This is a genomic window from Extibacter muris, from assembly GCF_004345005.1.
Classification (GTDB): domain Bacteria; phylum Bacillota; class Clostridia; order Lachnospirales; family Lachnospiraceae; genus Extibacter; species Extibacter muris.
Genome location: NZ_SMMX01000002.1, coordinates 243325 through 256131, shown reverse-complemented (window position 1 = coordinate 256131; position 12807 = coordinate 243325). Strand labels below are relative to the sequence as shown.

12 protein-coding genes are annotated in these 12807 nt (G+C 50.6%); all 12 read right to left on the bottom strand.

Annotated features, from left to right (window positions below; genetic code table 11):
- Positions 1-49: 49 nt before the first annotated feature.
- The 12 genes from rpsO to E1963_RS02990 all read right to left on the bottom strand — a co-directional run bounded on the left by rpsO (position 50) and on the right by E1963_RS02990 (position 12802).
- The gene (rpsO, locus tag E1963_RS03045; RefSeq protein WP_006444064.1) at positions 50-316 is read right to left on the bottom strand and encodes a 30S ribosomal protein S15; all 267 of its coding nucleotides are present in this window, start codon (positions 314-316) and stop codon (positions 50-52) included.
- A gap of 143 nt (positions 317-459) precedes the next feature.
- Entirely contained in the window at positions 460-2109 is a 1650-nt protein-coding gene (locus E1963_RS03040) for a Na/Pi cotransporter family protein (protein WP_132275108.1), read from the bottom strand.
- Between the two features lie 16 nt (positions 2110-2125).
- Entirely contained in the window at positions 2126-3058 is a 933-nt protein-coding gene (locus E1963_RS03035) for a bifunctional riboflavin kinase/FAD synthetase (RefSeq protein ID WP_132275105.1), read from the bottom strand.
- 10 nt (positions 3059-3068) lie between these two features.
- Complete coding sequence (truB, locus tag E1963_RS03030; protein ID WP_132275103.1) at positions 3069-3986, bottom strand: tRNA pseudouridine(55) synthase TruB; 918 nt, start codon at positions 3984-3986, stop codon at positions 3069-3071.
- A 29-nt stretch (positions 3987-4015) separates the two neighbouring features.
- Positions 4016-4957 carry a DHH family phosphoesterase gene (locus E1963_RS03025; RefSeq protein WP_201271982.1) on the bottom strand — a complete coding sequence of 314 codons (942 nt, stop codon included), beginning with the start codon at positions 4955-4957 and terminating at the stop codon, positions 4016-4018.
- Positions 4947-5327 (bottom strand): 30S ribosome-binding factor RbfA, encoded by a 381-nt coding sequence (gene rbfA, locus E1963_RS03020; protein WP_132275097.1) that lies wholly within the window; start codon positions 5325-5327, stop codon positions 4947-4949. The genes E1963_RS03025 and rbfA overlap by 11 nt, the downstream gene beginning before the upstream one ends.
- Positions 5328-5361: 34 nt before the next feature.
- Entirely contained in the window at positions 5362-8094 is a 2733-nt protein-coding gene (infB, locus tag E1963_RS03015) for a translation initiation factor IF-2 (protein WP_132275094.1), read from the bottom strand.
- 14 nt (positions 8095-8108) lie between these two features.
- Entirely contained in the window at positions 8109-8432 is a 324-nt protein-coding gene (locus E1963_RS03010) for a L7Ae/L30e/S12e/Gadd45 family ribosomal protein (protein ID WP_066575598.1), read from the bottom strand.
- Complete coding sequence (rnpM, locus tag E1963_RS03005; protein ID WP_132275091.1) at positions 8419-8673, bottom strand: RNase P modulator RnpM; 255 nt, start codon at positions 8671-8673, stop codon at positions 8419-8421. Before rnpM ends, E1963_RS03010 begins: the two co-directional genes overlap by 14 nt.
- Positions 8674-8706: 33 nt before the next feature.
- The gene (gene nusA / locus E1963_RS03000) at positions 8707-9897 is read right to left on the bottom strand and encodes a transcription termination factor NusA (RefSeq protein ID WP_132275089.1); all 1191 of its coding nucleotides are present in this window, start codon (positions 9895-9897) and stop codon (positions 8707-8709) included.
- A gap of 21 nt (positions 9898-9918) precedes the next feature.
- Positions 9919-10386 (bottom strand): ribosome maturation factor RimP, encoded by a 468-nt coding sequence (locus E1963_RS02995; protein WP_132275086.1) that lies wholly within the window; start codon positions 10384-10386, stop codon positions 9919-9921.
- A 175-nt stretch (positions 10387-10561) separates the two neighbouring features.
- A complete protein-coding gene (locus E1963_RS02990; protein WP_132275084.1) occupies positions 10562-12802 on the bottom strand; it encodes a DNA gyrase/topoisomerase IV subunit A in 2241 nt (746 codons plus the stop codon).
- Between the last annotated feature and the right edge of the window lie 5 nt (positions 12803-12807).

The window sequence follows — 12807 nt, the reverse complement described above, 5'->3', positions numbered from 1 at the left end:
ACCCTCCTCACGGAGAGCGCCCTGTAAACAGCACTTCATCGAAACCCGGTTATTTTCTCAATCCAAGTCTCTCGATCAAAGAACGGTATCTTGTGATATCTTTGTTCTTCAAGTAAGCAAGCAGACCTCTTCTCTGCCCTACCATCTTAAGAAGCCCTCTTCTTGAATGGTGGTCCTTAGGATTTGCTTTAAAATGATCTGTAAGATCATTGATTCTTGCCGTCAGGATGGCAATCTGTACTTCCGGAGAGCCTGTGTCTCCCTCACCTCTGCCATATTCGGCAATAATCTGTTCTTTCTGCTCTTTAGAAACCATTTGTTCTTCCTCCTATATTCTATATTGCACCGCCTGGTATTAAGCAATGGCTGGAGTCATCCAATTACCGAACACCGGCTGTTCATACCCATGTAGTATACCATAGAGGGACATGGAAGTAAAGCAGTATTTTCTCACCGGCTTTAATCTTCTTCGTCATCCTCCTCATTATCTTCTGGCTCCAGGATCGCAAACGCGATATTGGTCGCATGGTCCGCAACACGTTCCAGCCCGGATATCGTATCAGAAAATATCATGCCCGCCTCCGGCGTACATTTATTCTTCGTGAGCCGCTTTACGTGGGACCGCTGCAGCTTCTTCTCCCTGTCGTCAATCTCATCTTCCAGATCCAGTATCTCCTGCATGTGCTCCTGGTTGCGGTTCGTAAACATGTCCAGCGAATATTCCAGGATCTCTACGACCATGGCAGTCATGTCATGGAGCTGCTTTTTCGCCTTATCGCTGAATTCCACTCCGTCGGCGATACGCATCCTTGCGGAATCGGCGAAATTTTCTGCATGGTCCCCGATGCGTTCGATATCGTTCACCACATGGAACAGGCCTCCGATGAGCTTGGCATCTGCAAGGGGCAGTTCTATCTCATTGACGCGCACGAGATAATCCGTAATCTTCTTGTTCAGGAAATCAATATATTTTTCCCTGCCATATACCGTATTGATTTCTTCCTCGTTTAGAGAACAGAGGGCGTCCATACCTGTCTTGAGATTGGCGATTGCGATCTTGCCCATATGTTCTATTTCACGTATCCCGTCAACTACGGCAGTCGCCGGTGACACGATAGACCCTTCTCCGATAAACTGTAATTCAAATCCATCCTCCGACGATACGTCTTTGCCCGGCACGATCTTATATGTAGCTTTTACAATCCAGTTCATGAACGGAAGCAGAAGGATTACTTCACATATCTTGATCAAAGTATGGGCATTGGCTACGGCGCGGGCCGCGTTCCCTCCGGATAGCCTCAGCAGCCCATCTGTAATCGGCGTGATGCCGATGAGCAGAACGATAAGTATGAAAGCCGAGCCGACGACATTGAACAGGAAATGTATCATGGCGGCACGCTTGGCATCTTTCTTCCCTCCAAGGCTGGCTATGAGAGCAGATACGCAGGAACCGATGTTGCATCCGAGAATGAGGAACGGACAGATGGCAAAAGCCAGCAGCCCCTGGGATGCCATCAGTATGACGATACCTACCGTGGCCGAAGAGCTCTGTAGGATTGCCGTGATGACAAAGCCCGTCAGAATCGCGGCAAAAGGATTCCTGAGCGATTTCAACAGCTCTACGATATGAGGGGATTCCCGCAGGGAAGACATGGCATCTCCCATGATGCCCAGCCCCATGAACAGGATACCAAATCCCAGTATCACTTCTCCTGCCCGCTTTATATTCAGCTTCTTGCAGAACATGACCATAATGACGCCGATGATGACAAACAGCGGCGCGATGTCGGACAGGTTGAACGCAATCAGCTGTCCTGTGACCGTCGTACCGATGTTGGCGCCAAGGATTACCCCTGTTGCCTGAAGCAGGTTCATAAGTCCCGAATTGACGAAGCTTACTACCATGACCGTCGTCGCGCTCGACGATTGCACGACCGCCGTAAACAGAATGCCGACCAGCATCCCGACAAACCTGTTCTTCGTAAAGAATTCCAGGATCCCTCTCATCTTGGCTCCCGCTGCTTTCTCAAGTCCCTCGCTCATGAGCTTCATTCCGAAGAGGAACAGCCCCAGCCCCCCAAGCAGTAAGAAAAACGTTGTTATACTCATTTGTATTCTCCTCTAACTAATCCGTGTCCGTCTTCCCAAAATACCGTCTTCCGGAGGCAATGTCCGCGGCCACGCATTCCTTCATCTCTTCCACATCTGCAAATTTCTGTTCCGGCCTGCAGAACGCGAGCAGTTCTATCTTCACTTCTTTGCCGTACGCATCACCGGAATAGTCAAAGAGATAGCTTTCCACGAGCATCCGGTTCTCATCCGAGACGGTCGGCTTAATGCCGATATTGGCTATGCCCTCATACCAGGCTCCGTCAACCTGTACCCGGTTCAGATATACGCCGTTGGGTGGCATGGCCTTTTCTTCCGCGGGAGCGACATTGAACGTAGGAAATCCCAGCGTCCTTCCAAGCTTCCTGCCATGTTCTACAACACCTTGCAGGCCGTACGGATATCCGAGCAGTTCCCGTGCAATCGGCATATTCCCTTCTTTTAGCAGCTGTCTTATATACGTGCTGCTTATGACGTGTCCTTCCCGCCGTTCCTTCTCGACGACGACGAGCTCATAGTCGTATTTCCGGGCGTATGCCTGGAGCATGTGGATATCTCCGCGCTTTTTGTGTCCGAAATGAAAATCTGTTCCCACGACCACATATGCGGCACGGAATCTCTTCTGGATCACCTCTTCTATGAATGCCTCCGCCTCCATCTGGCTGAACGCTTCTGTAAATGGACAGTCCACAAGGACGTCCACTTCACCGTCCAGGCGGCCTCTTCTCTCGTCCTTCGTCATCAGGACTTCCAGTGCGATTCCCTTCTTCTCATATAAAGCACTCATGTCGAAGGCACAGACAATGCTATTAATATCGTCCTGCCTTCCATATTCCCTCACCATATCTATCAGCTTCTTATGCCCCAGGTGCAGCCCGTCGAACTTTCCAAGCGTAACCGCGCTGCGGCCGTCCGCGTGATATGCTTCCAGACCTTTTATATATTGCATAGCTTTTCCTCTATCTACTGTTTCTGTCAAAAAACATCTTTTTTACTTTGAACGTATCTTCTGCCGTGCGGTATTCATAAACGGCGATAAAATGTCCATCCCTGTCATAGACCCTGACATATTCACCGTCCTCAAACCCATCCGCCTTGTCCTGTGCCCGCCTGCCCGGAAATGCATTGCCATTGTATGCAAGAGGTTCCTGTATCTGGTCGGCCACGACCTTCCTGTAGTCCGGAAACATCTCGTCCACCGGCACGACCGCTTTTGCGAGCGTCCCGTCGTCCCTCATCTTTTCAATTTCTGACAGGCGTTTGCTGCCTGCTATACCGAAACGTCCCACCTGCGTACGGATCAGCTGCTCCATGCAGCCCCCGCAGCCAAGACTCTGTCCGATATCGTGGCACAGGGTACGGATGTACGTTCCCTTTGAACAGCGTATCTCCATCCTAACCTTCGGCAGCCGCATATCAAGAATGCGGATATCGTATATGCAGACCTTCCTAGCCTTCCGTTCGACTACTTTCCCTTCCCTAGCCAGCTCGTACAGCTTCCTTCCGCCTATCTTCACCGCAGAATACATGGGCGGTATCTGCGCATATTCACCGGTAAAGTTAAGAATAGCCATCCGTACCGCCTCTTCTCCCAGGTGTGACGTGCTCCTCTTCTCGATGACGCCGCCGGAAATATCCTGCGTGTCTGTTTCCATCCCAAGCAGCAGTACTGCTTCATATGTCTTATCTTTATCCGTAAGCATATCGCAGAGCCGGGTTGCCTTGCCAAGGCACACGGGAAGAACGCCCTCCGCATCCGGATCAAGCGTTCCTGTATGTCCTATCTTCTTTTGTCTTACAATTCCTCTGAGTCTGGCTACGACATCGTGTGAAGTGAAGCCTTTCTCCTTATACACATTGATTACTCCGTGTATCATATGTTTTCTTACCTCTCTATTACTGTGCTCTACAGCTGTAGCGCAATCTGTCTTATCACGTTGTTCATCACGTCATGGGGCGTGCCTGCCATGCTGAAGCCGGCTGCCTTCTTATGGCCGCCGCCGCCAAAATACTGGGCAATCCTGCTCACGTCGACCGTGTCTTTGGAGCGGAGGCTGACTTTGTACACATTCGGCTCCAGCTCATACATGAACAGAGCCGCCTCTATCCCTTTCGTAACCCTCAGCTGGCTCACGATGCCGTCCAGGTCTTTGGCATCCACGCCATAGAACTCCATCTGCTCCTTCGTAATATATGAGGCGATGCACCGGCCGTCTAAGAGCAGGATGCTCTCAAGGAGTGCACGGCCAAGCACCTGGTTCTGGGCATACGTCTTTTCATAAAACGTATCTTCAATAATCTTCGGGCCATCGATCCCTTTCCTCAGCAGGTCCGCGGCAGCCTCGAAGGTGGCCGGGGATGCGCAGGAATACTGGAACACTCCCGTGTCATGCACGATGCCAAGGTAAAGCGCCTCCGCTACCTGCATAGATATCCTGTCTTTGTCGATAAGGTCATATATCAGCTCTGACGTGGAGCTGGCATCCGGGAATATATAATTATCGTCCGCAAATTCACGGTTGCTCACATGGTGGTCTACGCAGAACGTCCTTTTGGCGGATTGGAACAGGGGCAGTGAAAAGCCAAGCCTGTCCTCATCCCCGCAGTCGAGGCAGATGAAAAGGTCGTATATCTTTCCGTGTTCAATTTCATGCCGGATATCCTTTGACGCCTCTATGAACTTGTGAACATCCGGAATGTCCTCCAGATATACATCTACCTCTTTATCCACATATGTCTCCCGGATATACTGGTAAAGCCCCATACAGGAGCCTACACAGTCTCCGTCAGGCCGTACGTGCCCGCCGATTGCGATAGAGTCTGCCTGAGCCAACAACTTATTCAGCATCTGTCTCATCCTTTACTGTTGTTTTTGTCACTTCATCGATCTTCTTTGACATGTTTACGCCATACTCTATCGACTGATCAAGGATAAATCTTATCTCAGGAGTATTGCGCATGTTGAGGGTCCTCGCCAGTTCCCTGCGTATATATCCCTCTGCGCTCTGCAGCCCTTTTATCGTCTCCTTCTGAGCCTCTTCATCTCCAAGTACGCTTATATATGCCTTGCATGTCTTCAGGTCAGGAGCGACTTCGGCCGCTACGACAGAGGTCCAGGGCGCCACTCTTGGATCTTTGATGCCGCCCCTTATGATACTGCTCAGTTCCCTCTGCACTTCTGTATTTACCCTTGTATTCTTGATACTTCTTTTTTTCATTATTTACTCCTCTTTTCCAGAGCAGTCCCATGCATTATCTCGGTATTTCAACCATCTTGAAGGATTCTACCAGATCCCCTTCTTTGATATCATTGAAATTCTGGAATAAAAATCCACATTCATATCCTGCTCTTACTTCTTTTACATCATCTTTGAAACGTTTCAGAGATGCAAGAGGTCCGTCAAAGATGACGATTCCGTCTCTTGTGATCCTTACGGAACAGTCACGTTCAAAAGTACCGTCCAGAACATAGGAGCCGGCAATCGTACCGACGCCGGATGCCTTGAATGTCTGTCGGACTTCGGCATGGCCGAGAACCTTCTCTTCGAATACCGGATCCAGCAGACCCTTCATCGCCGCTTCTACATCTTCTATCGCATTGTAAATGACACGGTAGAGCCTCAGGTCAACACCTTCGCGTTCCGCCGTCTCTTTGGCAGTCGCATCCGGACGTACGTTGAACCCGATGATAATCGCGTTAGACGCGGATGCAAGGCTCACATCAGATTCATTGATCGCTCCTACGCCGCCATGGATGATCTTTACAACCACTTCCTCATTTGAAAGCTTCAGAAGGCTTTGCTTCAGCGCCTCGACGGAGCCTTGGACGTCCGCCTTGACAACGATGCCCAGTTCCTTCAGGTTGCCTTCCTTAATCTGTGTGAACAGATCATCCAGCGACAGCTTTGCTTTTGTCTCGTCTAGCAGCTTCACCTTGCCCTGTGAGATGAATGTCTCCGCAAAGCTTCTTGCCTCTTTATCATTTGCACAGCCAACGAATACTTCTCCTGCATTCGGCACATCGTTCAGTCCGAGAATTTCTACCGGAACGGACGGGCCTGCCTCTTTGACACGTCTGCCCTTGTCGTCCATCATAGCACGTACTTTTCCATAGGCACAGCCGGCTGCGATAGAATCTCCCACATGAAGCGTCCCTTTCTGTACAAGTACCGTTGCCACCGGCCCTTTGCCTTTGTCGAGTTCCGCCTCGATGATGAGCCCTCTGGCACGTCTGTTCGCATTCGCTTTGAGTTCCATGACTTCTGCCGTGAGGATGATCATCTCCATCAGCTCTGCAATCCCTTCACCGGACTTCGCAGATACCGGCACGAATACCGTGCTTCCGCCCCAGTCCTCCGGAATCAGCTCGTATTCAGCCAGTTCCTGTTTTACCCTGTCTATGTTGGCACTCGGCTTATCTATCTTGTTGACCGCCACCACGATCTCGATTCCGGCAGCTTTGGCATGGTTGATAGCCTCCACTGTCTGTGGCATCACACCGTCATCCGCCGCAACCACGAGTATCGCGATATCTGTAGAGCTGGCACCCCGCATACGCATGGCCGTAAATGCCTCATGTCCCGGTGTGTCAAGGAACGTGATACGTTCTCCGTTCACCTCCACGACATAGGCGCCGATATGCTGCGTGATTCCACCTGCTTCGCGGTCTATCACATTGGTGTGCCTTATGGCGTCCAGAAGGGACGTCTTGCCATGGTCGACATGGCCCATGACACATACGACCGGCGGACGTTTCTTCATCTTCTTCTCATCTTCGTCTTCTTCTTTTAGAAGCTCTTCGATTACATCAATCTGCTCTTCTTTTTCACAGAGCACATCAAACTCGAGTGCAATCTCTTCCGCGGTAGCGTAGTCGATCTCCTGGTTCACCGTGACTATCTTCCCCTGGAGGAACAGCTTTTTCACGATGACAGAAGGAACAATCTTCATCTTATCAGCCAGCTCTTTGATCGTAAGAACTTCCGGAATGATGATTGCCTTGATTTCTTCCTCCACCTTTACTACTTTCTGCTGTGGCTTCTGGATATCTTTCTTGTTGTCAGCCTTCTGCTTCTTGCCTTTATTCCTGCCGTCCTCGTTACGGCGGTAATCTTTCTTCTTATAGTCATCTTTTCCCTTGCCCTTGCTGCGCTGCGGCTTCTGGCCTTCCAGTGCGGGAGAAGGGCTGGATGTGTTCTTCTTATCGCCGGGGCGGTCGTATCTCTCACCTGGTCTTCTGCCCTGGTTCCTGTCGTTCTGATAAGACGGCCTGTCACTGCTCTGTGGACGTCCCGTACGGCTCCCCTGCGGCCTGTCACCCTGTGGGCGTCCTCCCTGCGGCCTGCCATTCTGCGGACGGCCATTCTGCGGACGGCTGCCCTGGCGTTCACCACGGCCGTTATTCCTGTCTGCCCCCTGTGCCGGGCGTCCTCCCTGCGGCCTGTCGTAATTCTGTGACGGACGGCTGCCCTGTGATCTGTCCTGTCCCTGTGTCGGACGGGAACCCTGCGGCCTGTCGTGAGACTGTGGCGGACGCGCGTTCTGCGACCTGTCTTGCCCCTGTACCGGACGTGTCCCCTGCGGTCTGTCCTGGTTCTGTACCGGACGCGTACCCTGCGGTCTGTCCTGCCCCTGTGCCGGACGCGTACCTTGCTGCTGCTTCGCCGGACGTCCATTGTTCACCTGCATCGGCCTGCCCTGTGCCTGCTGCCCTTGTCTTCCGCCCTGCCGGTTTCCATGCCTGCCGGCATTCTGCGTGTTCTGCGGACGGAACACATGCACGATATTTTTCTTTTTCGGCGCAGCTGCCTCTTTATCCTGCGACTCCGCTTTTCCCATGCCCTTTTTCACCATATCCGCGTCTGTATCCTCCAGCGTGCTCATATGGCTCTTAACTTCTATATTTTTCTTGCCCAGGAACTCGATGATATCCTTACTGTGGACATCAAGCTCCTTTGCTAATTCATACACTTTGATTTTTGACATACTAACTACCTCCTTTATGCAATCGTATCATCTTCCGTATCCATATGTTTCCTGATTCCTTTTGCAAATCCCTCGTCAAGTACCGCAAGAGATGCCCGGAATTCTTTTCCCATTGCATGCCCCAAGGTATCTTTATCTTTATAAAAATAGATTGGCACTTCATAGAAGTCACACATGTTCTGAAATTTTTTCTTCGTGTTATCAGATGCATCCCCTGCCACGATCACCAGCGCGGCTCTCCCCGACTTTACTTCCTTCTCCGTACAGAATTCGCCGCTTGCCGTCTTGCCGGCTTTCGTGGCGATCCCTATCAGAGACAATATCTTATTCTGGCCCAAGCGATTCCATCTCCTTTTCCAGTTTTTCGTATACTTCTCTTGGAATAGACTGTTTAAACGAACGCTCCAGGCCTTTATTTTTAACCGCTTTTTCAAGACACCCTCTCGTCGGGCATACATAAGCGCCCCTTCCGTTCTTCTTGCCGGTCGCGTCCAGAAGAAAGTCTCCTTCTTCCGTGCGGATAACCCGAATCATTTCCTTTTTACCCTTCATTTCCTGACAACCTACGCATTTGCGCATAGGCACTTTCCTATTGCTGCTCAAACGATCACCCTAATCCTCTGCTTCTGTAAATTCTATCTCTTCGGTGCCTTCCTCATAATCTTCCGGATACTCCTCGGCATATTCGCCGTCAAAGCCGTCCTCATACATCTCTTCTTCATAGACACCTTCACTCAGTTCCATATAATTCTCAGGCAGTTCCCCTGACTCGATTGCCTGCGTCTCGCTCTTGATATCAATCTTATAGCCCGTAAGCCTGGCTGCAAGCCTCGCGTTCTGCCCCTCTCTACCGATTGCCAGGGACAGCTGGTAATCCGGAACGATGACGCTTGCCGCTTTTTCGTCCGGATCTGCCATAACGGAGATGACCTTGGCGGGGCTTAAGGCATTCTCTATCAGAATAGCCGGATTGTCGCTCCAGTTGATGATGTCGATCTTCTCACCGCGGAGCTCGTTGACGATCGTATTCACCCTCGCCCCGTTCATTCCGACGCAGGCCCCTACCGGATCCACATCCGGGTCATTAGACCACACGGCTATCTTCGTCCTGCTTCCGGCTTCTCTTGCAATGCTCTTGATCTCGACCGTGCCGTCCTTGACCTCCGTCACCTCGGACTCGAAAAGTCGCTTCACAAGCTCGGGGTGTGTACGGGAGACGAGGATCTTCGGCCCTTTGGTCGTATTCTTCACTTCCACGACATACAGCTTGATGCGTTCTGTCGGCTTGAACACTTCACCTTTGACCTGCTCGTTTTCCGTAAGCATGGCATCTGCTTTGCCGAGGTTAATGCTGATATTTTTGCCTACATAGCGCTGGACGATACCTGTCACGATATCTTTTTCTTTCTCAAAGTACTGGTCGTATACGACTTTTCTCTCTTCTTCCCGGATTTTCTGCAGGATCAGGTTCTTTGCATTCTGCGTGGCAATCCGGCCGAAAGATTTGGATTCTATCGGAATCTGCACGATATCGCCAAGCTCAAAGGTACTGTCAATCTCTCTCGCCTTCTCAAGGCTTATCTGCTCCAGGTCATCCTCCACTTCCTCCACTACCGTCTTCTCGGCAAATAATTTATAATCACATGTCTCCCTGTCCATGATGACTTTTATATTGTCCGCTTTTCCGAAATGGTTCTTACAAGCATTCAGCAATGAATTTTCAATTGCATCCAACAGTGTCTCTTTGCTGATATCCTTTTCTTTTTCCAAAATATTTAACGCTTCTAATAACTCTGTGTTCATTACTTTTTCTCCTCCTGAAATCTAAAAATCGAACGCTAAGCGAATAAGCGCGATGTCGCTTTTGGCAAATGTTTTTAAGGTCTCGTCTTCCTGCAATATCGTAACTGTACTGTCATCATAATCTTTCAGTATCCCGAAAAATTCCTTCTGTTTATCCATCATGCGGTAGGTCCTTATCTCGACTTCCTCTCCAAGGCTCCTCCTGAAGTCTTTTTCCTTCTTCAGCGGACGCCCGAGCCCCGGGGAGCTTACTTCCATAATATAAGCGTCATCCATGTAATCTTTTTCATCCAGTATATCGGACAGCCTTCGGCTCACCTTCTCGCAGTCATCGATATTGATGCCGCCCGGCTTGTCGATGTATGCACGCAGATACCATGTACTGCCTTCCTTCACATACTCGACATCCACCAGCTCAAACCCGTATTCTTCCACTATCGGGAGAAGGATCTCTTCCGTCTTCTGTTCGTATATTTCTCTCTTTGACAATTCCAACTTCCTTTCCTACCAACAAAGAAGAGTGAACTTCCGTTCACTCTTCTGCCGTCTTCTTTATGTAACTGTTACTTAGTATAGCACCGTTTCAGCGTAAATGCAAGGAAATACAGGAAAAACTTTACTTTCCTGGCAGCTTCCGGCACAGGGGAGGTATCCCCCGCCGATTTTATCCTCTGTTTTTCACTCCCTGCGTATCTCTCTTACCTGGCTTCAGCCTGTTGAGCGTCACTTCTTTCTCCTTGTACACCACTTTAGCCTCCGTTCCTTCTTCAAAGAGATAGGCATGTTCCACTTCGTCGTTCCTGTGGAGCTTGATTCCTCTGACGCCGATAGCCCCCTTCTTCTTCTCCGACACTTCTGCCGCGGGGAAACGCAGAAAATAGCCGTCTGTCGTCTGCAGGACGATATTCTGGCAGTCATTTATCACCTGCACGCTTACCAGCTCGTCCCCGTCCTGGAGCTTCGTGGCCGCAATCGTACGCTTGGCAACCTGGAATTCCATGCCGTCCACCTTCTTGACCATCCCGGCCTTCGTCACGAACAGCAGCCTGGCAATCTGCATCTGCTGCGCATCGCACAGATAGACTATCGTCTCCTGCGTGCTGTCATAATTGCTCACATTATCGACCGGCAGGCCTTTGTCCCGGAATTTGCCGTGAGGCAGGTCCAGCACTTTTATCTGGTGCATCCTGCCTGTGTTGGTAAAGATGCAGATCTTCCCTGTATTCATGCAGGAGAGCACATACCGGTTCTCTGCATCGGCCGCGTCTTTATTCCGCTCATATACCGCATTGTCTACGGTCTTTGCATAGCCAAAGCGGTCCATAAGGAACACGACTTCCTGCTCTTCTATCTTCTTTTCTTCAAATACCGCCGCCGCGGCATTTTCGACTGCCGTGCGCCGGGGCCGCCCATATTCTTTCTTGATTCTGTCCAGATCTTCCATGATGACTTCTGACATGGAGTCATAATTATTCAGGATATCTTCATATGCGGCAATATTCTTAAGCGTCTCTTCGTGTTCCTTCTGGAGCGCTTCTATTTCCAGTCCGATCAGCTTGTATAGCCGCATCTCCAATATTGCGGATGCCTGGCGTTCGGTAAAGCGGAGCATGGCTGCCATCTTTTTAGATATGGATGTCTTGAATCTGATGTTCTCTGTCACGCCCTTCGTAAGACATGCCTTCGCATCCCTGACCGACTGGCTTCCCCTCAGAATCTCTATAATGAGATCGATGACATCACATGCTTTGATAAGCCCTTCCTGGATTTCTTTTCTGTCCAGCTCTTTTGCGAGAAGGTTCTTGTACTTGCGGGTGGCCAGCTCGAACTGGAAGTCCACGTGGTGTTCGATGATCTGCTTAAGCCCCATCGTCTCCGGCCTGCCTCCGGCGACTGCAAGCATATTGACGCCGAACGTGTCTTCCAGACGTGTCTTCTTGTAGAGCATATTCGTCAGATTCTCTACATCCGCGCCCTTTTTCAACTCGATGACGATACGTATCCCTTCTTTGGATGACTGGTTCGAGATATCGACGATGTCATTCGTCTTCTTCGACTCCACAAGGGAGCACACGTCATTGAGGAACTTGCCGATTCCTGCTCCGATCATCGTATAAGGAATCTCTGTCACCACAAGCCGCTTCTTGCCGCCCTTCATATCCTCTGTCTCAACTTTTCCCCGGACTTTGATCTTGCCTGCCCCGCTCTCATAGATGTCCGGCAGTTCGTCCTTATTGACCACGATCCCTCCGGTAGGGAAATCCGGCCCCTTTATATATCTCATCAGCTGCTTTGTGCTGATTTCATCATTTTTCATGTATGCCTTTACGGCATCGACCACTTCCCCCAGGTTATGGGTCGGAATGCTTGTCGCCATACCCACCGCGATACCTTCCGCCCCATTGATGAGCAGGTTGGGAACGCGCACGGGCAGCACCTCCGGCTCCCTCTCCGTCTCGTCAAAGTTTGGGACGAAGTCTACAATATCCTTGTCAAGATCCGCCAGATATGCATCCTGCGTGAGCTTGGCCAGGCGTGCTTCCGTATACCTCATGGCGGCCGCGCCGTCTCCCTCGATCGATCCGAAGTTCCCGTGGCCGTCTACAAGAATCATGCCTTTTTTAAACTCCTGCGCCATGACTACAAGCGCGTCATAGATCGAGCTGTCGCCGTGGGGGTGGTATTTGCCCATCGTATCTCCCACGATACGGGCACATTTCCGGTATGGCCTGTCATAGCGGATACCGAGCTCGTGCATATCGTAGAGCGTCCTCCTCTGTACCGGCTTCAGCCCGTCCCGCACATCAGGCAGGGCTCTGGCCACGATGACGCTCATCGCATAATCGATATATGATTTCTTCATCAGATCCGAGTATTCGGTTCTTATGATTTGTGAATCCTGCATTTTAT